Genomic DNA, 20,300 nt, shown 5'->3' with positions numbered 1-20,300 from the left:
GATCATGGGCGGCACCGGCGTCATCGACCATTTCCTGGAGGTCTTCACCCGCTACATCGATAGCGGTTTCGGCCTGCTCAGCGGCGAGGTGGCGTTCATCGCCACAACGCTGATCGTGATCGACGTGACGCTCGCCGCGCTTTTCTGGAGCTGGGGCGCCGACGACGACATCATGGCGCGCCTGGTCAAGAAGACCCTCTTCGTCGGCGTGTTCGCCTACCTGATCGGCAACTGGAACAACCTGGCGCGGATCATCTTCGAGAGCTTCGCCGGTCTCGGGCTGAAAGCCTCCGGCACCGGCTTCACCGTCGCCGATATGATGCGGCCGGGCCGCGTCGCGCAGACGGGCCTCGATGCCGGACGGCCACTGCTCGATTCCATATCCGATCTGATGGGTTACTGGAGTTTCTTTGAAAACTTCATTCAGATCGCGGTGATGCTGCTCGCCTGGGCGCTGGTACTGCTCGCCTTCTTCATCCTCGCGATCCAGCTCTTCGTCACGCTGATCGAATTCAAGCTGACGACGCTCGCCGGCTTCGTGCTCATCCCGTTCGGTCTGTTTGGCAAGAGTGCCTTCATGGCAGAGCGCGTGCTCGGCAACGTCATCTCCTCCGGCATCAAGGTCCTCGTCCTCGGCGTCATCATCGGCATCGGGTCGAGCCTCTTTTCCGAATTCACCGCCGGCTTCGGCGGGCGCACACCGACGATCGACGAAGCGATGGCGATCGTGCTCGCGGCATTGACGCTTCTCGGCCTCGGCATCTTCGGCCCCGGCATTGCCAACGGTCTCGTCTCGGGCGGACCCCAGCTCGGCGCGGGCGCCGCCGTCGGCACCGGACTCGCCGCGGGCGGCATGGTCGCGGCCGGCGCTGCAACCGTCGGCGCCGTCGCCTCGGGCGGTGCAGCGCTTGCAGGTGGCGCGGCAGCCGCCGCCCGCGGCGGCGCCGCGCTYGCAGGTGGCGCATCGACGGCATACAGCCTCGGCGCCGCAGGGCAGACCGGCGCCTCGGGCGTGGCCAGCGGCCTAGGCGGCGTCGCCAGGGCCGCTGGTTCCGCCGCCACATCGCCGCTGCGCCGCGCCGCAGAACGCTCGGCCGCCAGCATGCGCTCCAGCTTCTCGAGCGGCGCCCGCGCCGCTTTCGAGGCGACCGGCGGCTCCTCGACCATGGGGACTGTCGGCGAAGCGGCCAATGACGCCGCACCGAGCCCCGCCAGCGGCAGCGATCAGCCGCCGGCCTGGGCTCGCCGGATGAAACGCTCCCAACAGATGAGCCACGCCGTCTCGACCACCGTCCACGCCGTGCGCAGTGGCGACAGCCACGGGGGCGGCTCCTCCATCAACCTCTCCGAAGGGGACCGCTGATGTTCCGACGACCCTCCACACACTATGGAAAAGCGCCCGAACCCGAAACGCCTTACCAGCGCGCCGCCCAGGTCTGGGACGACCGCATCGGGTCGGCGCGTGTCCAGGCCCGCAGCTGGCGCTTCATGGCGTTCGGCTCGCTCTTCATGTCGGCAGGGTTCGCGGCGGCGCTGGTCTGGCAGTCAGCGCGCGGAACGGTAGTGCCATGGGTTGTCCAGACCGACCGTCTCGGCCAGGCCCAGGCGATCGCTCCGGCAACCGCCGACTATCAGCCGACCGATCCACAGATCGCGTTTCATCTAGCGCGCTTCATCGAACAGGTCCGCTCGATCCCGGCCGACGCGATCATCGTCCGTCAGAACTGGTTGCGGGCTTATGACTTCACGACGGACCGAGGAGCAGCCGCGCTCAACGACTACGCACGGTCCAATGATCCCTTCGCCAAGGTCGGCCGCCAGCAGATCGCAGTCGACGTCTCGAGCGTGATCCGTGCGTCGCCGGCCAGCTTCCGTGTCGCATGGACCGAGCGCCGCTACGAGAACGGCCAGCTCGCCGAAACGACCCGATGGACGGCGATCCTCACGATCGTAGTCCAGGTCCCGCGCAACGCCGACCGGCTGCGCGCCAATCCGCTGGGGATCTATGTCAACGCAATTTCATGGTCACGGGAGCTGGGGCAATGACAATGCCGATTTTCCGTAAAGCCGGAGAACCGGCTTTCTGTATTCACATTTTGGCGGCTTTACTCCTTTCCGCCACGGCGCTCGCCGGCTGCGCAACGACGCAGAAGCCGCCCGAGATCAGCTACGACGACGCACCGGCCGCTGTGCAGACCGTCGATCCGCCGGCGCCAGTCCGGGTGGTCGAATTGCCGAGGCCGCTTCCGCTACCCGGACAGATGAAGCCGGTCGAGGAATCTCGGCGAGCGCCCGAGCCGGCCGATCCCACGGCCCGCGTCAACCAGGCCAACGCCGCCGCCCGTATCCAGCCAGTGCGCGACGGCTTTATCAACTCCATGCAGGTCTATCCGTTCACCCAAGGCGCGCTCTATCAGGTCTACACCGCCGTTGGGCAGATCACCGACATCGCGCTCCAGCCGGGCGAGCAGCTCGTCGGCTCCGGGCCGGTGGCGGCCGGCGACACGGTGCGATGGATCATCGGCGACACGCAGAGCGGTTCCGGCGCGACGCTCCAGGTCCATATCTTGGTGAAGCCCACCCGCGCCGAGCTGATGACCAATCTTGTCATCAACACCAATCTGCGCACCTACCACATGGAGCTGCGATCGACCGAGCGCACCTATATGGCCTCAGTGTCCTGGCAGTATCCGCAGGACCAGCTCATCGCGCTCCGCCGCCAGAACGCCGAGGCACAGGCGAGCCAGCCGGTGGCCACCGGTGTCGATCTTTCACGCATCAACTTCCGCTACGAGGTGACGGGCGACCGCGTGGCCTGGCGGCCTTTGCGCGCCTACGACGACGGCCGGCAGGTCTTCATCGAATTTCCGCGGGGCATCGGCCAGGGCGAGATGCCACCGCTCTTCGTCGTCGGCCCCGAGGGAAACACCTCCGAACTCGTCAACTACCGGGTCCGAAACAATTACATGATCGTTGACCGACTCTTTGCCGCGGCCGAACTCCGCTTCGGCTCGGGCGACAATCAAAAGCGCGTCCGGATCACCCGCACCGATGGGAGGCCCTCGTCGTGAGCGATGACCGGAATGAGGAAGAGGAATCCGGCGCGCCACTGACGGGATCGACGCCCGGGGCGGCCGCCCCGATGCGCCTGCGCGCCGATGCGCCGCGCGTGACGCGGCTCTCTCGCAAGGTTCTGGCAGGGCTAGGCCTTGTCGCGAGCCTCGGCCTCGGCGGCGCGCTCGTATATGCGCTTCAGACCCGCAATGGCGGTAGGCCGCCCGAGGAACTCTATTCGACCGACAACCGCTCGACGGCGGATGGTCTTCAGGGTCTGCCACGGGATTACACCGGCGTGCCCCAGCTTGGTCCCCCGCTGCCCGGCGACCTGGGCCGGCCGATTGTCACCGCCCAGAACCGCAGCCAAGGCGTGCCGACGCCCGGCATGGCCCAGCCACAGCCCGGCCTCAGCGCCGAGGAGCAGCGGCGCCTTCAGGAAATAGAAACGGCCCAAACGAGCCGGCTGTTTGCGGCCTCGGAAGCTCGCAACGTTGCACCCGTCACCACAACAGCGCCCAGCACCGCGATGCCGGATCTCACGAGCCTTGGGCTCGCGCCGCCGCTGGCGACACCCACGGCGCAGGAACGGCAGCAGGCCTTCCTCAATGCTCCTGTCGACCGGCGCACCGTCACGGCCGACCGCGTCGCCGCGCCGGCGTCCCCGAACATCCTTCAGGCAGGCGCAGTCATCTCGGCCGCGCTGATCACCGGCGTCCGGTCTGATCTACCGGGTCAGATCACGGCCCAGGTCACCGAGAACATCTACGACAGCCCAACGGGCCGCATCCTGCTCGTGCCGCAAGGCACGCGCGTTATCGGTCAGTACGACAATAACGTCCAGTTCGGCCAAAGCCGCGTGCTCCTGGTCTGGAACCGGTTGATCTTCCCGAACGGCCGCAGCATCGTGCTGGAGCGGCAGCCTGGCGCCGACGCTGAGGGCTACGCTGGCCTGCAGGACGGCGTCGACTATCACTGGTGGGATCTCGCCAAGGCCGCCGGCCTCTCGACGCTGCTCAGCGTCGGCGCCGAACTTGCCACCAACGACGATGACCGGCTGATCCAGGCGATCCGCAATGGTGGGCAGGACACGATCAACGACGCCGGCCAACAGATCGTTCGGCGTCAGCTCAACATCGCGCCGACGCTGACGATTCGGCCGGGCTACCCCGTGAAGGTCATCGTCACGCGCGACCTAATCCTCGAACCCTACGGAGCATGATGTGACCAAGCTGAAGCTCGGTGCGGTTGTCGATGACAAGCCCGTCAAAATCTCGGTCGATCTCCCCGCCAATTTATACCGAGATCTTGTTGCGTACGGCGAGGCGCTGGCCGGGGAAAGCGGGAAAGCCGCGATAGAGCCAGGCCGACTGATCGTTCCTATGCTGGAGCGATTCATAGCAACTGATCGAGGTTTCGCAAAATATAGACGGCAGTACAGGACCCTTGGGAAGGCCCCAGGCTAGCAGCATCCATGTGCGCGGATTATACAACCACAACTTTTCCGAATGGCCCCTGCTGTAGTCGTGCAAGCGCATTAGGAAACTCTGCAAAATCGAATTCGGAATCGATGGCTGGAGAAAAGCCGCACGTGTCCACTGCACGCACCAGACGTTCAAGCCCAGCGCGATGCCCGACATAGATCGCCTGGATGGTCGCAAAACTGTGAATTGCGGGCACTGACGGGAACGTCGAATCGAAGCCCTCGAGGACACCGACGAGAGAAATGCGGCCACCCGGGGCAAGTGCCGCAACTGAGCTTTCCAGATTGAGGCCACCTGCCACTTCGAGGATATGGTCGGCCCCGCGTCCTTTCGTGATCACCTTCACCTGCTCAGCCCATTTTTCCCCATCGTTGCGCTCAACCACATGAGTCGCTCCCAGCGCATAAGCACGCTCAGCCTTGGCGGCACTGGTCGTCGTGACGATCACTTCGGCCCCGACTCTGCGCCCCAGCTCCAGAGCAAATAGCGAAAAGCCTCCGGTTCCCTGGACGACGACGGTCTGCCCAGGCATCAGACGGCCGATCTCAATTAGGCTCGTCCAGGCCGTCAATCCGGTGCAGGGCAGAGTGCTTGCCTGAGCAGCCGACAGGGAAGACGGCGCTTTGACCAGCCATTCCGCCGGCAGCGCCATATATTCGGCGAGGGTGCCCGGCAGCGGGCCGCCGAAACTTGCAATCTCGCCATCGTGTCGCGGCGGCTCGCCATCAATCCATCCGCCGTTGAAGTTGTTGATGATCCGGTCTCCAACGGCAAAGCGCGAAACCCCCTTCCCTACGACCTCGATCGTGCCCGCCATGTCCGAGCAGGGCGTAAAAGGCAGGCCGAAACGTGCGTAGCCATCATTCGCGATCAGAAGCTGATCGCGATAGTTCAGGGAGACGGCGTCCACGCGGACCAGCACTTCTCCCCAACCCGGTATTGGCACGTCGACCTCCGCAAGCCGCAGAGATTCAATTCCCGGTCCCGTCGCATGCCACGTTTTCATGTTGCATCCCTTCCATTGTTGATCGGCTCAATGGTATTGGATTATATATTTCTCCATAAGCAGGTTGATTGTCCCTTCAGTGTAGCGAAAAAATCTACGAGGCATGCTCTTGGTGGATCGGTTGAGTGGTATATCGATTTTCGTGCAAGCGGCCGGGGCGGGAAGTTTCGCCAAGACTGCGCAACAGCTCGGGCTCACACGATCCGCAGTCGGAAAAGCGGTCGCGCGGCTGGAGGAGCGACTCAATACTCGTCTTTTCCACCGCACGACGCGCGGACAGAGCCTTACAGACGGTGGCCAGGCATTCTATGAGCGCTGCCTTGTCATTATGGCGGACATCGAGTCAGCCGAAGCGGCCCTCGATCAAGCTGGCTCGTCGCCGTCGGGCGTCTTACGTGTTTCCGCACCTGTTCTCCTTGGGCGGCAGTGTGTCGCCCCCATCATGATCGCATTAAGCCAGCGCCATGCGAGGCTCGTGGTGGACCTTCGCTTTTCCGACCAGTTCGTCGATCTCGTTGAGGATCGCATCGACGTTGCGGTTCGCATCGGGCCACTTCCAGACAGAGCCGGACAGATCTGCCTGAAGCTCGGAGGATTTGACATGATCGTGTGTGCGGCGCCTTCCTATCTTGCGAAGCGCGGCTGTCCGGCAATGCCGGAAGATCTATCCAGACATGATTGCCTTCCATTTTACCGTCGCGGCCGACCAGAACCATGGCGCTTCATGGCGCCAGATGGATCCACGGCTGAGCTTGCGACAGAAGGGCGAATTCGGTTCGATGATCTCGATTCCATCGTCGATGCGGCCGTGGACGGAATAGGCATTACCTGCCAGCCAAGCTGGCTCGTGAAAGGCCGCATTAGCGAAGGAAGCCTCCGGCCGATATTGAAGGAGTACCGCGCAGTCGGCAATGACGTCTTTGCTGTCCGGCAACAGGCGCAGCATATCTTCTCCAAGGTTAGAATAGCGGTCGACGAGCTCGCGGATCAAATGCCTCGTCTGCTGAGCGGTTAGATGTGCTTGCTCGAGCTGCCGTCGTCGTGGTGCGGTTCTCAACTTTGCCCCACCTGCTGAAGTCAGCGAACCTGTTGGCCAATGTGCCAAGCGTCTTGGCTCGCGTGCTGTCGACAACCTTTGGCCTCACCAGGTACGTCCTGCCTTTTGCAAGCCCAAGATTCTAAGTGGTTGCCGTCTGGCACGCCAAGTCCGACGTTGATCCCACTCAATCGTGGTTTCGGTCGATCGTCATAGAAGAAACGGCGGCGATCAGAGCGCTTGCATGAGGCTCCAGGTGTCCCAAACGCACCGACAATGCGTCTCTTCGCAGCAAAATCACTTACTCGATATCGAAAGGCGCGCCTCGGAGAACAGCCCAGATTCCAGAGGCTCTACTGTTCTCGTAGATATCGAAAGGAAGGTGCTCGGCCGCTGGCCAATGGTCAACACCTATGGAATTAGCACGCAACACGTCTGGGCCGGCCCTCTGTCAAAACAAGCCGTTTTGTACACGATCGTTGAGCTTGATGCCTGGGTCGAAAGTGCAATAACGTGCGCCCAACCGCGAGCTCATCCTGCTCTACTGGAGCATCGGGCGGGACATCCTAGCCCGGCAGGGACCTCGAGGGCTGCGCGCGAACATCGAAATCCAGAGGAACCCTCGCCAACTTCTTTTTGACCGCAGCGTTCAGCCAGAATGTTGCACAGCTCTAGTAGTCGCCTCAGCGAGGGATTCCGGTTGCTGTCTAGCCAAGCAACGCTCCACGCAATGCTATCTCTCTCATCGCCAATAGCAACGAATGCCACCTTCGAGTGATCCAGTCCTAGTGTCGAGCGGGTTGTCAAAGTGAGGCCGAATCCCTGTACGACAAGATTCAGCAAATTTTCGCGGCCGACGCGTTGCACTGCAATCTCGGGGCGCATGCCAACTCCCGCAAACCGGTTGTTGAGATAGGCCTCGGTCTCACGACCTAATCCATCATCGCTGACAATAAAATTCTCGTGTCTAACTTCAAACCAACTCACGGATTCACGGACAGCCAGATCGTGCGTCTGCGGTAGTGCCAAGAACATTGGCTCTCGCCATAACTGGCGGGCAGCGCATCCTGCCAACCGTAACCTGCCGGGAACGATAGCGGCATCGAGACGTCCGCTTCCAACGTTGGCCGCGTTGGTTTGCGGCGATGCTTCCTCGAATTGAATTTCAACTTCTGGGAAACGTTGACGATAGTGCGAAAGTAGCTCGGCGATAAAGCCACTGCCGATCGATGCGGTGACGCCGACGCGCACCCTACCACGCAGCCCGGATCGAATTTGGCGAAGATCCATTACCGCTTGCTGAAGGTGATGCGCTCCGAAAGCCGCGTCTTGAATGAACTGCTCACCAGCAACGGTCGGACGGGTGCCGGTGCGGTTGCGGTCAAACAGCGATATGCCGAGCCGCCGCTCGAGCGAAAGGATGCGGCGGCTCACAGTTGACTGAGAAATATCCAATGCTTCCGCAGCTCGACGAAAACTTCCAAGTTCTGCGACCACCATAACATATTTGAGATGTCTCAGATCAAACGCGAGGTCCGGCATCGCAGTTCATCTCCATTCCGTGCCGGTCAGCTCGGCCGCTATCCATCCCTGTCATTCGGCGATAGCCTTGGCTTTGGCCGGCAGAGCGGATGCCGCGATCAGGCCGACGAGGATACCTGCGGCAGCGAGCCAGAAGGCGAGTTGCGTGCCGTAGCGGCGTGGCCTTCGTCCAATCCGCTCTGGGCTTCTCCGTGCCCTCACCACTCCAACCCGAACACCAGCTTGCCGAAGTGCAGGCCGCCGGCGGCCATGTGAGCGTAAGCTTCGGCCGCTTCATCAGGTGAAAACACCTTGTCGACGACCGGCTCGATCATGGCTGCACCGATGGCGCGGGCGGCGTCGCGAAGGTCGGACACCGACCCGGTGTTGTTGCCGACCACCCTCAGCGCCTTGATGATGATCGGCAGCAGGTTGATCGTGGCCTCGGCGCCGGTGACGAAGCCGATGGTGAACAGCGTGCCGCCGGGTGCGGTTGCGTTGACGGCGCGGGCGAACGTGGCGGTGCCGCCGGTCTCGACGACGAGGTCGGCGCCAAGGCCGCCGGTCAGCTCCAGCACCTTGCCGTCCCAGTCGGGCGTCGCGCGGTAGTTGATGAGTTGATCGGCGCCAAGTGCCTTCGCCCGCTCCAGCTTCTCATCCGACGACGAGGTGATGATGACCGTGGCACCGGCGGCTTTCGCAAGCTGCAGGGTGAAGATCGAGACGCCGCCCGTGCCGAGCAACACGACGACCGAGCCCGGCCCGACATTGGCGGCGCGGATGGCGTTCCAGGCTGTAGTGCCGGCGATCGGCAGTGTCGACGCCGCCTCGAAGGAGAGATGCGCCGGCACCGGCACGACCGAATTGGCTGGTAGCGCTACATATTCGGCCAGCGACCCGGGTAGCGAGATGCCGCGCATCTGCGTCATCTCGTAAGGCCGCGGCCGGCCACCGATCCAGCGCGGCTTGGCATGCGCGATGACGCGATCGCCCATGTTGAACGTCGTAACGCCCTCGCCCACCGCGACGATCTCGCCGGCACCGTCTGCGACCGGAATGAGCGGAAAGGTGGGTCCGGGATAATTGCCGCTCGCCACCGCGACATCGAGGAAATTGAGGCTCGCCGCACGCTGGCGGATCAGCACCTCACCGCGCTGCGGTTCGGGAGTGGCGACGTTGGCAGCGCGGAAGGCGTCCAGCCTGGCTTGGCTCAGTTCGATGGCTTTCATGGGTTCACTTCGGTGGGACGATTGATGGATTGAGTGAACCTAGCTGCTGCGCTATTACTAGATAATTCTTGGCTATTGCATTTGAGTACTGCGGAAGATGCAGCAATCCCACGAACCAGCGGCGCTTACCGAAATGGCCGCCTTCGCGGCCATCGCCGAGGCGCGCTCCTTCACCAGGGCGGCGGCGCGTGTCGGGCGCGACGCGACCATCCTGTCGCGGCGCCTGCAATCGCTGGAGGAGCGGCTGGGCGTCAGGCTGCTCTCTCGCACGACGCGAAGCGTGTCGCTGACCGAAGCGGGTGCCGAATTCCTAGTGCGCGTGCGCGCCATCCTCGCCTCCGTCGACGAAGCCGAGGCTGCCGCGTCGGCACATGCCGGCGGCGGCCCGCGCGGCCTGCTCAGGTTGGCGCTGCCCGGAACGTTCGGGCGCATGTGGATCGGGCCGCTGCTGCCTCAATTCCTTGCCGAATTTCCCGATGTCCGCATCGAGGCCGAATTCTCCAACCGCTTCGCCGATCTGGTCGCCGAGAATTTCGACGTCGCCGTGCGGCTCGGCACGCTGCAGGATTCGCGCCTGGTGGCGCGCAAGGTGGCGACACGGCGGCGGCTGCTCTGCGCCGCCCCCTCCTATCTCGCCCGAAGGGGCAGGCCGGAGACGCCGCAGGCGCTGCTCGAACACTCCTGCCTGGGCTTCAGCGGCTTCCAGACCTTTCCGGCCTGGGAGATGACCGACCGCGAGGGCCGGCGCGCGCGCGTCGAGGTTTCCGGGCCATTGGTCACCGACGATGCCGAGGTGCTGGTCGAGGCCGCCGTGCAAGGCGTCGGCCTGATGATGAGCACCGACTGGCTGGTCGGGCGAGAGCTCGCCGACGGACGGCTGGTGCCGGTCCTTGAGGATTGGACGCTGGCCGACGAAGGCGCGGTCTATGTCGTCACGCCCTCAGCCAAGGGCCAGGCCGCCAAGACCCGCGCCTTCGCCGACTGGATCGGCAAGCGCTTTTCGCCGGAGCCGCCGTGGAGGGGGTGAGGTTGTTTCGAGAACACCTGGTGCATTGCACTAGCTTCATAATGAAACGACTAGAAAATCTAAAACTGCCGGGCGACGATGGTACCATTCATCCGAGAAGCCCGATCAGCTCTTTCGTTCATATTTCAACTCGATTGCGAGAGATTCCTTGCCATCGTGAGTTTCAAAATATTTATAAGTGAAGTGATCCTTGTCTGAAACGTGCATCACCTCGCGCAACCCGACGACTGCTCCGTTTTTACCTCCGGGAACGGAAGTCTTGAATGTATATGTATTGCTGGCAGGATCGTACTCGCCATGCGCCAGAATTATTCCCGTGAAATTGATATCCATCCAGCTGCTGAAATATTCGCGGGTGGCATTGTCGTAGCCGATATAGCCGACACCATCGAAGGGCTTCCCAGGGGCGTCGACATGCAGATCTTGACGGAGATGTCGGCCACCCAAAACGATGCTGAAGGTAGCCGTGCCATGGTCGATCGCTGGAGCTTGATCAAGGCTCGTCCACATCGACTGCGTGACCCTCCATGTTCCGTCAAGGGAAGCAAGCCGCTGGTGCTCCTTGTCAAGCGCGCCAACAGATGCAGGCGCCGCCGACGGGGTCTTCTGATCCGCAGCTTCAAGATCGCCGGGGAGCGTGACCGCGACGCCGAATGCCAGCGCGGATACAAAAGCAACTGCAGATCTTGCGGCCATAAGAAACTTCTTTCCTGAAAATCCAAAGAGCGCGTTCGCGCTAAAGTTATCAGCGCTGGTTCAGGACGCCCGACATCGGCAAGCGCCACGCATTGCCGTTGCTGTTGTCCCAGGCGTCCATGCGCGCGAGCGCCTTCAACGCCGCACGCCGATCACGAACCCTGGCCATCGGCACCACGCGTGAACTCGTGAAATAAAGCCAGCGTCCGTCGGGACTGACCTGCGCCTCGCCGTCATCGGCGCCCAGATCGTCGCCCGCGTAGCGTATTGGTTGGACCGCTGACCAAACAGCACCTCGCCGATAGGTGATGAACAGATGTTCGTGGCCGTCCTTGAGTACGCTGCGAGTGTTGCTGGAGAAAATCAGGAACGACTGGTCGGGAGCGATGAATGGATCGACATCACCGTCGTCCAGCCCGCTGAACGCCAGCGGTTCAGCTTGTGCATAGCTGTCACCGTTACGACGGGCACTGAACAGGCGCCACTTTGGTGGCCCGCCACGCCCGACATCGGCCATGAAGTAGACATCGCCGTTCGCCGCGATGCTCGGCTTGAAGACGCGATCTGAAATGTTGATTGTGGCGGGTAGCTCGCGTGCCGCTGTCCAGCCGGTCGCAACACGGTCGATCCGATATAGATGGTTGGCGAACTTCACCGGCGCATTCGCCGCCGTGGTAGCCAGCGGGCGACTGGAGACAAAGACCAGATAGCGCCCATCCGGCGAGAGAGCCGGCTGTTGGTCGGAGGTCTGGCCCGAAAATGAGGCCAGCACCGGCTTTGTCCACGCCGCACCCTTGCGATACGACACAAGGATCGCTGCCCATTTCGAGTTCGTGCGCTCGAAATAAAGGGTTCGCCCATCGGGGGAGAATGTCGGCGCACCGTCGTTCGCCCCAGCGGAAATCACGCCCGGCGCAAAGACTTCCGGGACGGGCACTTGACGTGCCCAGCCGGTGACGGGCGCAGCGGCAATCACCAACGTACCCACCGCCCATCGTATCGACCGTAATAGCCTTCTCACATTCGCTCGCAGTCCCGCGACGCGCGCCGCAGTTCGACGCATCCGGCCAACTTGGCCTGGGACGAGATGTCGGATTTTGATGTGCGTACCGTGTATCAAATCAAATCTCGCTTGATTCATGTCGCCGCGGATATTCCGGCCGATCTGGAGGGCGTGGCACGAGGCCGAGAGTCCCACGCTCGGCCTGATCAGGCGACCAGATGCCGAGGGTGGTGGTTTGCGCGGCGGCATAGGCATATCAGGCGGCCTCGGGGGCCAACACCAACTCTGCATCGGCGATGACATAGCCCACGTACCGGTAGTCGCGGATGAAGCTGATCCGACCATCGCGCCATTCGAGCCACATGAAGTGGTTGGGCTTGGGATCGGCCTGATCTTCGTAGACAGCGATCACCTCGCGGCCCTCCAGCCAGGCTGGGGCGAGCCATACGCGGTCGCTCTTGCCATAGATGGTGAAGAACATGCCGACATCCGCGGAGCCCACGCGAAGGGGGTAGGTAGACTGGATGAGCTTGACGTCATCGGCCAACAGGGCCCGCAGACCGTCCCAATTCCGCTGATTGAAGAACGCGACGTATCGCGTCACCGCATCCGATGCGCGCCGCGCCTCCGGGGGCGGACCGGCATGCGCATTGATCTCCCGAAGCCGCGACCTTCCTCGCGCTAGGTGCCCCTTCACAGCGTCAACCGTGGTGTCGAGGAGCGTGGCGATCTCGATGAGTGACTCGCCCAGCACGTCCTTCAGGATGACGATACTCCGTTGGAGCACGGGGAGTTCGACAAAGCGAGACACGGCGGTCTCGACCGCTTCCTGGCGCATCAGAATCTCCATGGGGTCAGAATTGGCCAGGTCGGCGATGTCCGCGGCCGCCTCGATCGGTTCGGTGCGACGCACCGCTTGTCCGCGCAGCAGGTCGAGGGCGCGATTGTGGGCGATCCGGAAAAGCCAGGGCCGCAGCGGTGGCATCTCCTCGATGTCCTGTAGCGCTGCAAGGGCCCGGATGAGCGTGTCCTGCACGACGTCTTCGCCATCAACGACCGAACCCATCAGCCGCGCGCAGTAGCGGTGCAGTTCCGGGCGCAGCGTGCCGGCCAGGACGAGGAACTCAGCCCGAGGATCGCCGTCCGGCGAGGACGGTCCGGCGCTCAAGCTCCGGCTCCTTCGAGTATGGTCACGCCAGTGTCGCCCTTGAGTCCGAAAGCGAGGCCCTCGACATACTTTGAGTCCTCAAGCACGGAAATGACCTTCTCGCCGAACTCCCGGGGCGGCATCGGCGCGCCGAACCTGGCGAGGAACGCTTCGGGCGTTACGCCCATGGCGCGCGCATAGGCATTGACGCCGGCGTCGCCGACCCCGGTGCCGGGCACCATCTGCTGCGGTACGATCGCCTGGAAGCGGATCCCAAGGCCCTTCTGCGCCGCGACGCCATTAGCGTACTGTGCCATGAACCACAGCATGCGCTTGGCGCCGCCATAACCGCCCGACATCGGCGATCCACCCACCGCCGCGCCGCTTGACACCACCAGAACCCGGCTTCCGGGCTTGAGCGGCTGGGTGAGCGCCGCCTGCAGCCAATAGAGTCCAGCTTTGACGTCCGTTTCCCAAGTGGCAGTGAAGTCCGCCCAACTGATCTGGTCCAATGGGCCCATGCGCGGCGGCGTGCCGGCATTCAGCACGAGGATGTCCGGACGAACCTCGGAGAGGACGCGATGGGCGGCCGCCTCATCGGTCACGTCGGCGGCAATGGTGGCCACCCCCAGCCGCGCGCGGACGGCCTCCAGCGCCTCGGCGTCACGGGCGACCACCGTCACCGTGGCGCCGTGCGCGACCAAGGCCTCGACGAGGCCTAGGCCAAGACCCCGGCTTCCGCCAGTGACAACGACAGTCTTGTCCTTGAGGCTCATCAGTCCTGCTCCGGTGTCTCGATGCAGTTACGACGATTCAGGCCCGCAAAAAGAGTCACGCGTCCTCCGCCGCACGTGCGGCGCGCGTCCCGCCGCGTGGACCGCCTGACCGGCGTCCGTTATCCGATAGCCCGTTCGGATGATCGACGTACCCTTCACCGCCTCTTCGATCCACCCCTTGGACAACATGTCGGCGATCGCTTTCTCGCCCGCCGGAATCAATCCGCCACGACATCCGACCAGGCCGCCCGCCAAGGACCGTCGTTACCAAGCTGATCGTAAACTCCCGATCACAGGCACAATCACGACCGAGCTGCTCTATTCCTTCGACCCATCCCCGCGGTGACCGGTATTTGGATGGAGCCGGCTCATGTTCGAGTTCAGTCATGCGAGGCGGTTGTTTGGTGGAGTCTGGCACTTCGCGTCGGTGCGCGTCGGATCGGTCAAACCGTCACGACAACCTTGCCGAATTGTTCGTTGGACTCGAGATAGCGATGCGCCTCGACGATCTGGTCAAAGGGAAAGGTCTTTGCGATTGCTGGCTTCAGCGAACCCGACTTTAGTCCGTCGAGGATGAATGCCTTAGCGGCCTCCAACCGCGTCGGATCGCGCACGATCTCGTGGACGAGGTAGCCGCGTAGCGTCAGGCTTTTGCTCAGCACGGCGGCGAACGGGAACGGTGTCGGCTCGGGGCTCAAGCCGCCATATTCAATGAGAATACCACCCTGCGACATCGCGGCCGTCAGAGGTTCGAAAATCGGCCCGCCGATCGGGTCCAACACGACGCGCACCCCTTCCGGTCCGGCGATGTCGTTTAGCCGGACTTCCAGGTCTTCCTCTGCTGCAGCGACCACATGCGCGGCGCCGAACTTAAGTAAGGCCTGCTTCTTGGCGGAGGTCCGTGTAACCGCGATCGTGGTTGCGCCGACCATGTTGGCAATCTGGATCGCGGCGAGTCCGACACTGCTCGATGCCGCAGTGATGACGACAAAGTCCTCCCTGCGCAGCTTGCAGATGTCGATCAGGGCACCGTATGCGGTAAGGAATTTCATCCAGACGGCTGCCGCCGCTTCCCAGCTCAGCGATGGCGGGTGCTTGACGATGTGCTCGGCCGGGAATGTGGCAAGCTCGCCATAGGCGGGGTATTGGACCATCGATATGGGGGGCACGACGCTGACGGCGTCGCCAGGTACGAATCCGTGGACGCCTGCACCAACCTTTTCGATCGTGCCCGCTGCTTCCAGCCCCAGGCGTGAAGGCAGCGGCGGCGTCTCGATATAAGTACCCGCGCGCATCGACGCCTCGGCCCGGTTGAGACCCAACGCCCTGACGCGAATTTGAATCTCGCCTGGGCCAGGTCCCGGAACATCGACATTCTCGATGCGCAGAACCTCCGGACCACCGTGTTCATGAAAGCGGACAACACGTGCCATGACGCAATTCCAACGTAATTGAACTGAATGAACTATACCGGCGGCCATCGTCTGGATAAATGGGGTTTATGGCAGAACAGTAGTAACCAGAGGTTTTGAATATGGATCGCCTTACGAGCATGGCCGTGTTCGTCAAATCCGTCGACCTGGGCTCGTTTGCGGCCGCCGCGGCTGCGCTCGATCTATCGGGACCGATGGTGGGAAAGCATGTGCGGTTTCTCGAAGAGCGTCTGGGAATGCGCCTCATCAACCGAACCACACGCCGCCAGAACCTGACAGACTTCGGGCGCGCCTACTATGAGCGCTGCCGGGTAGTACTCGCTGAAGCTGAGGCTGCGGATGCACTCGCCGCCGATCAACTTTCCGAACCATGCGGAAAGCTGCGTGTCACCATGCCCGTGCACTTCGGCCGGCGCTGCGTCACCCCCATCTTGCTGGAACTCGTCCAGCAATATCCGACGCTGGAACTTGATCTGTCGTTCAGCGACCGCATCGCCGACCTCGCGGAGGATGGCTATGATCTTGCCGTCCGGACCGGCGCCCTGGAAGACAAGGCGGGGGTGACAGCGCGTCGCGTCGCGCGCCAGCGCATGGTCGTCTGCGCGTCGCCATCCTATCTCGAGATGCACGGCTGTCCAAGGCAGTTAGAGGACCTCAGCCAGCACAATGCCATCGTCTACCGTCGGTCGGGCCCTGTTCCCCCATGGCTGTTTCCGCGCAACGACCAGCCTCCGAGGGAGGTCACGCCAGTCAGCCGGTTGCGGCTCGACGATCTGGATGCGATCGCTGATGCTGCTACCGCCGGCATGGGGCTCGCCTGGCTTCCACGCTGGCTCATTCGGGAGCGTATTGAGGTAGGTGCGCTTGTCACGATCTTGCCAGATCAGTCGGGATTTCTTTACGACAGCTATGCGCTATGGCTGCAGACACCTCACTTGCCGCTGAAGGTCCGTCTTGCCGTCGATATGTTGGCGACTACATTGCCTGGGCTTATGACGTGAGATGCAAGGGCGCGGTTCGTCGCTGTGAGTTGCGCGGATTGCTTGGGTGAACATGCTCAGCTCTATTCGCGATCGAGAGGTCTTTTCCGATAAGGAACCCGAAGTCATATCCTCGTCAGCCTTATCGCGGCATCCGCTTTGCCGACCAAGGCCAAGGCTATCGCCGAATGACAAGGGTGGACAGCGGCCGAACTGACCGGCACGGAATGGAGGTGAACTTGCCCATACCGTCGGGCGTTCTTGAGCAAAGACTCTACGAACCGAAACTCAGTTGTTCATGTGCGTCAGACAGAGGACATCGCGATAAGCGCAGAGATCGTCGACCAGCGGCTTCTCGTCAGCAAGGATCCTGGCTTTCTCAGTCTCGCCGACGAGTTGGATGATATAGGTTTGCTCGGCGTTTCCCTGCCTGTCTGCGAACGGATTGAGCAGGCTTGCAGGATTGTTGGGATCCGGTGCCGCACCGATGTCGTCATTCGTGATGTTAGCGGCGTAGAACATCATATGCGGCATCAGCATGGTATGAACCTGCATTTCGGGATGCGCCAGGGCGCGCATGACCGGGCCGACCATGTAGGAAACGCCTGCTTTTTCCGGAACGCTATAGGTCTTGTTCTTGTACCGAATTTCGATTTCAGCCTTTAGCGCGGCAGCGCCCATTCCCTCGGCGCGCAGCCTTGCCACATCCATGATCACCTTCAGGTAGGTGCTGGTGCCCGCCGCATCGTAGCAGACCGGAAAATAGATGTCGTTGCGGAAGTCGCCCATTTCCCAGGCGGTGCGCTGGACAACACATGTCAAGCCACTCGTCCCTTGCCGTGCAAGCTGGTAGCCTTTCGCAGGATCGAGCAAATAGACCGACGCCTTGCCGCGCAGTGCCGGAGGCAAGGCGCTGAGCGCGAAGCGGATTTCGAGCTTGGCGGGCATCTGGTCAATGGTTGTGTCAGCCGCCTGGGCTGCCGACAGACCGGCAAGTCCGATCGCAAGGATTGGCAGTGCCAAGATGATATTTCTGAATGCAAGCATCGTCTTTCTCCAATTTACGGGCGTGATTCATCGGCGGCGTCTAGGTCGGACCCACTAAGGTTGTTGGCAGTTTCGTATTGCTCTCAGCGGAATTTATCCGCCCGGCATTTGCTCGAATGCCCGCAACGAAGGGTCAACCATGTCCCACGAAGGGCCGTCGATAGTGAATATGACCACCTGCGGATTGAATTGGTCCGGGTCGTCAAGGCTGGCCGCGACGACTGAAATCATTTCCGGCATTTCGACGATTGTCCGATAGACCGGCACCCCACAGATCCGGCAGAAGGCGTGGACCTTTATGTTCCCACTGTCGGCCGTTGCCCGCCAGGTGTTCGCTTCGCCCGTAATTGTCACATCGGCTCGCCGGGCGAATGTCAGATAGGATTGATGCCCTGTACCGCTTCGCTTCTGGCAATCGCGGCATTGACAGTGGTTCTCGAAGATGGGTTCGCTGCGCGTTTCATAACGGATCGCGCCGCACGCGCATCCACCGGTATAGGTCATCGTCATTCTCCTTCTGGCGCACGTATTGATTGGCACCTCATTGGATCAGGCCGCCTTTGGCGTGGCGGAGACGTCGAGCCCGCGGCCGGTTTCCAGGAAAGACTTCAGGCTGGACAGAACCGCCGGCCAACCTTTTTTCATGCTGTTCGCCATCTGGCTGTCGGCCTCGAGTTCGTCATGGGTGACGGTCAACCGGACCATATCCTCGTATTCCTCGGTCTCGAACGTCACCCGGCTGTAGCTTGCCGGGTCGGAGGCCTGCGAAGGACTCGCCCAGGTCATCACGAGACGCGTCGGCGGCGAGACCTCAACAACCTCGCCGACGACTTGGATCGTCCGCTCGTCGTTGGCCCGGACATGGGCCCACTTCGATCCGGGTCTCCAGTCAGAGACGTTCTCGCTGCCCCAGTAGCGTCTTGCGACATCCGGTCTCGTTATGGCCTCAAAGACCTTTTCCCGGGTCGCGCGAATATAGGTCACGTAAACAAAGCTGGTCGTCTGTTTGGTCATTGTTATTCTCCTTCGATTTCCTTCTTCAGGTCGTGCAGCAGGCTGAGCCGCTGCCGTTCGAATTTCCGCACCCACCGTTCGTAAACCTCGTGCAGCGGCACGGGGTTGATGAAATGCAGCTTTTCCCGGCCACGCCTGACCGTGCTCACCAGATTGGCCGCCTCCAACATCTCGAGGTGCTGCGTGGCGGATTGCCGGGCCATGTCCAGGTTTTCGCAAAGCTCGCCGAGCGTCTGCCCGTTGTTCTCACAAAGAAGGTCAAGCAGCTTTCTGCGTGTCGGGTCGCCCAGCGCTTTGAAAATCTTGTCAGCGTCCATCAGTCTCACTCGAATCTGAGACTATAACATGCAGGTAAATACCTGCATGTCAACTGGCAGCTGAGTCCGCTCCCCGGTCATTCATCGCCTTGAGGATTGAACGAACCGGCTAACCCGAGATTAGATGATGGTGGCAGGAATGCCTCCTGTTGGGAGGTTGGGGTTGGTGCCCAATCCCTGACAAGGAGACCATCCATGACCGACGCCCCGGCAGCGCCAGCTGCGTCGTCGCATGATCTGCGACACGAGCATGCGTAACATGTCGGCGGCTATCCAGCGATCCTAGCCATGAGTAAGAGTGGCAGAGGGTCGGCTCGCCGCATGGCTTGTGAGCCTGAACGTCGAGGACGGGGGCACGCGAATCGGCGAATCCTACCCATCGCTCCGGAGTGATCGCGGCAGCCCAAACCATGGGAGCACGCCGTTCTCGAACCGGGTCAAGCCGCAGATCCGGTCGCCGGCAAGTGTGAGGACGTAGAGACCGATCCCATGATGGACACCGCTAGCGCCGCGCAAGTATGCTCCGAACGCTGGTTGGCCGTTGGCTCGCGTCTTAACGAGGTCAAACCTCCGGCCCGCGCCGAAGATGCTGGCGCAGAAGCGCGCAACTATCTGGCGACCCTCATATTCGAAGGGCATCGGTGGCATCGAGATGCAGACGTCGTCCGTTAGGAGGGCGACCAGCGCGTCGAGATTAGCGGATTCCCATGCGCTTACGAACTTGGCCACGACCGCTTTCTCGGAGGGCGAGTCGGCGGCGGGCGGCTGCTCCCGGTCGGCGGTTGGCGGCTGTCGGCGCTGCAGGCTGTCGCGAGCCCGTTTGAGGGCGCTGTTGACCGATTGGACGGTCGAGTCGAGCATGTCGGCCACCTCGTTCGCGCTATATCCGATCACATCGTGCAAGATGACGACAGCAAGCTGGCGAGACGGCAGAACCTGAAGGGCGGTCATAAAGGCCAGAGAGAGGGATTCGACCTGGGCGTAGCGGGCCTCGGGACTGGGCTGAACGTCAATCACACCCTCAAGCAGCGTGTCGGGATACGGTTCGAGCCATACCACTTCGCCAAGCCGGGTTGGCTGAAGCAGTTCAACGCCGGGCACATCCCACTCTTTTGCAGCTCGCCGGCTGGCCGAGCGACGCGCGTTCAGACAACGGTTGGTGGCAATTCGGTAGAGCCAGGTGCGGATTGATGCGCGCCCTTCGAATCTACTGAGGCCTTGCCAAGCGGCCAGCAACGTATCTTGCAGGACATCCTCGGCGTCCTGGAAGGATCCGAGCATCCGATAACAGTGCACCTGTAGCTCGCGACGATATGACTCGGTCAACTCCCGGAACGCGCCATCGTCACCAGCTCGCGCCCTCGATATCTGGTCATCTGTTATTCCCATCGAGTTACTTTCTCCACATCCTTGTTGCACTTCCGTTTTGTTTAGACACCGGCTGGCCTCCAAAGTGGGCGGTAAGTTGTGCGCCCATTTTTCCAACGGCGCGGTGTCTAAATGGTCGACGGCTCGGATGATCCGGACGTC

The 20,300-nt window shown here is 62.1% G+C and carries 21 protein-coding genes; 8 read left to right on the top strand and 13 right to left on the bottom strand.

The genetic code is table 11. From position 1 onward, the window contains the following. Window positions 1-4 precede the first annotated feature (4 nt). From trbL to AC1DRD_RS15285, 5 genes are all read left to right on the top strand, one after another. Window positions 5-1,363 (top strand): P-type conjugative transfer protein TrbL, encoded by a 1,359-nt coding sequence (trbL, locus tag AC1DRD_RS15305; RefSeq protein ID WP_478042003.1) that lies wholly within the window; start codon window positions 5-7, stop codon window positions 1,361-1,363. Then, entirely contained in the window at window positions 1,363-2,046 is a 684-nt protein-coding gene (gene trbF, locus AC1DRD_RS15300; RefSeq protein WP_478042002.1) for a conjugal transfer protein TrbF, read from the top strand. Before trbL ends, trbF begins: the two co-directional genes overlap by 1 nt. Then, a complete protein-coding gene (gene trbG / locus AC1DRD_RS15295) occupies window positions 2,043-3,071 on the top strand; it encodes a P-type conjugative transfer protein TrbG (RefSeq protein WP_478042001.1) in 1,029 nt (342 codons plus the stop codon). Before trbF ends, trbG begins: the two co-directional genes overlap by 4 nt. Before the next feature lie 71 nt (window positions 3,072-3,142). Further along, window positions 3,143-4,276 carry a TraB/TrbI/VirB10 family type IV secretion system protein gene (locus AC1DRD_RS15290; RefSeq protein ID WP_478042221.1) on the top strand — a complete coding sequence of 378 codons (1,134 nt, stop codon included), beginning with the start codon at window positions 3,143-3,145 and terminating at the stop codon, window positions 4,274-4,276. A 1-nt stretch (window position 4,277) separates the two neighbouring features. After that, a complete protein-coding gene (locus AC1DRD_RS15285) occupies window positions 4,278-4,520 on the top strand; it encodes a DUF2274 domain-containing protein (protein WP_478042000.1) in 243 nt (80 codons plus the stop codon). 19 nt (window positions 4,521-4,539) lie between these two features. Here AC1DRD_RS15285 and AC1DRD_RS15280 read toward each other — a convergent pair whose 3' ends face one another. Further along, the gene (locus AC1DRD_RS15280; protein ID WP_478041999.1) at window positions 4,540-5,544 is read right to left on the bottom strand and encodes a zinc-dependent alcohol dehydrogenase family protein; all 1,005 of its coding nucleotides are present in this window, start codon (window positions 5,542-5,544) and stop codon (window positions 4,540-4,542) included. A 103-nt stretch (window positions 5,545-5,647) separates the two neighbouring features. Here AC1DRD_RS15280 and AC1DRD_RS15275 point away from each other — a divergent pair, with 103 nt between their 5' ends. After that, on the top strand, window positions 5,648-6,559 hold the full coding sequence (locus AC1DRD_RS15275; protein ID WP_478041998.1) for a LysR substrate-binding domain-containing protein: 912 nt from the start codon (window positions 5,648-5,650) through the stop codon (window positions 6,557-6,559). Window positions 6,560-7,111: 552 nt separating this feature from the next. Here AC1DRD_RS15275 and AC1DRD_RS15270 read toward each other — a convergent pair. Together AC1DRD_RS15270 and AC1DRD_RS15265 are read right to left on the bottom strand one after the other, a co-directional pair. After that, window positions 7,112-8,122, bottom strand: a complete 1,011-nt coding sequence (locus AC1DRD_RS15270; protein WP_478041997.1) for a LysR family transcriptional regulator — start codon at window positions 8,120-8,122, stop codon at window positions 7,112-7,114. A 197-nt stretch (window positions 8,123-8,319) separates the two neighbouring features. Next, entirely contained in the window at window positions 8,320-9,330 is a 1,011-nt protein-coding gene (locus tag AC1DRD_RS15265; RefSeq protein WP_478041996.1) for a zinc-dependent alcohol dehydrogenase family protein, read from the bottom strand. Window positions 9,331-9,463: 133 nt separating this feature from the next. Here AC1DRD_RS15265 and AC1DRD_RS15260 point away from each other — a divergent pair, with 133 nt between their 5' ends. After that, complete coding sequence (locus AC1DRD_RS15260; protein ID WP_478041995.1) at window positions 9,464-10,357, top strand: LysR family transcriptional regulator; 894 nt, start codon at window positions 9,464-9,466, stop codon at window positions 10,355-10,357. Between the two features lie 105 nt (window positions 10,358-10,462). Here AC1DRD_RS15260 and AC1DRD_RS15255 read toward each other — a convergent pair whose 3' ends face one another. From AC1DRD_RS15255 to AC1DRD_RS15235, 5 genes are all read right to left on the bottom strand, one after another. Further along, entirely contained in the window at window positions 10,463-11,053 is a 591-nt protein-coding gene (locus tag AC1DRD_RS15255; protein WP_478041994.1) for a DUF1579 domain-containing protein, read from the bottom strand. Window positions 11,054-11,102: 49 nt separating this feature from the next. Further along, window positions 11,103-12,041, bottom strand: coding sequence for a TolB family protein (locus AC1DRD_RS15250; protein ID WP_478041993.1), 939 nt, complete (start codon window positions 12,039-12,041; stop codon window positions 11,103-11,105). Window positions 12,042-12,312: 271 nt separating this feature from the next. Continuing rightward, window positions 12,313-13,224 carry a sigma-70 family RNA polymerase sigma factor gene (locus AC1DRD_RS15245; RefSeq protein ID WP_478041992.1) on the bottom strand — a complete coding sequence of 304 codons (912 nt, stop codon included), beginning with the start codon at window positions 13,222-13,224 and terminating at the stop codon, window positions 12,313-12,315. Beyond that, a complete protein-coding gene (locus AC1DRD_RS15240; protein WP_478041991.1) occupies window positions 13,221-13,979 on the bottom strand; it encodes an SDR family oxidoreductase in 759 nt (252 codons plus the stop codon). The genes AC1DRD_RS15245 and AC1DRD_RS15240 overlap by 4 nt, the downstream gene beginning before the upstream one ends. 443 nt (window positions 13,980-14,422) lie before the next feature. Beyond that, window positions 14,423-15,412, bottom strand: coding sequence for a zinc-dependent alcohol dehydrogenase family protein (locus AC1DRD_RS15235; RefSeq protein ID WP_478041990.1), 990 nt, complete (start codon window positions 15,410-15,412; stop codon window positions 14,423-14,425). Window positions 15,413-15,531: 119 nt separating this feature from the next. Between AC1DRD_RS15235 and AC1DRD_RS15230 the strand changes: the two genes are divergently transcribed. Beyond that, a complete protein-coding gene (locus tag AC1DRD_RS15230; RefSeq protein ID WP_478041989.1) occupies window positions 15,532-16,413 on the top strand; it encodes a LysR family transcriptional regulator in 882 nt (293 codons plus the stop codon). Window positions 16,414-16,680: 267 nt separating this feature from the next. On the opposite strand, the gene AC1DRD_RS15225 is transcribed toward AC1DRD_RS15230, so the two are convergent. From AC1DRD_RS15225 to AC1DRD_RS15205, 5 genes are all read right to left on the bottom strand, one after another. Continuing rightward, complete coding sequence (locus tag AC1DRD_RS15225) at window positions 16,681-17,439, bottom strand: hypothetical protein (RefSeq protein WP_478041988.1); 759 nt, start codon at window positions 17,437-17,439, stop codon at window positions 16,681-16,683. 93 nt (window positions 17,440-17,532) lie between these two features. Continuing rightward, window positions 17,533-17,943, bottom strand: a complete 411-nt coding sequence (locus AC1DRD_RS15220; protein ID WP_478041987.1) for a GFA family protein — start codon at window positions 17,941-17,943, stop codon at window positions 17,533-17,535. Between the two features lie 45 nt (window positions 17,944-17,988). Beyond that, window positions 17,989-18,453, bottom strand: coding sequence for an SRPBCC family protein (locus tag AC1DRD_RS15215; RefSeq protein WP_478041986.1), 465 nt, complete (start codon window positions 18,451-18,453; stop codon window positions 17,989-17,991). Window positions 18,454-18,455: 2 nt separating this feature from the next. Further along, window positions 18,456-18,770 carry an ArsR/SmtB family transcription factor gene (locus AC1DRD_RS15210; RefSeq protein ID WP_478041985.1) on the bottom strand — a complete coding sequence of 105 codons (315 nt, stop codon included), beginning with the start codon at window positions 18,768-18,770 and terminating at the stop codon, window positions 18,456-18,458. Between the two features lie 372 nt (window positions 18,771-19,142). Further along, complete coding sequence (locus AC1DRD_RS15205) at window positions 19,143-20,159, bottom strand: sigma-70 family RNA polymerase sigma factor (protein WP_478041984.1); 1,017 nt, start codon at window positions 20,157-20,159, stop codon at window positions 19,143-19,145. Window positions 20,160-20,300: the final 141 nt, after the last annotated feature.

This window comes from Sphingomonas sp. P4_G2, assembly GCF_056401155.1.
The sequence above is the reverse complement of the archived record's forward strand: the minus strand, read 5'-3'. Positions and strand labels throughout refer to the sequence as shown.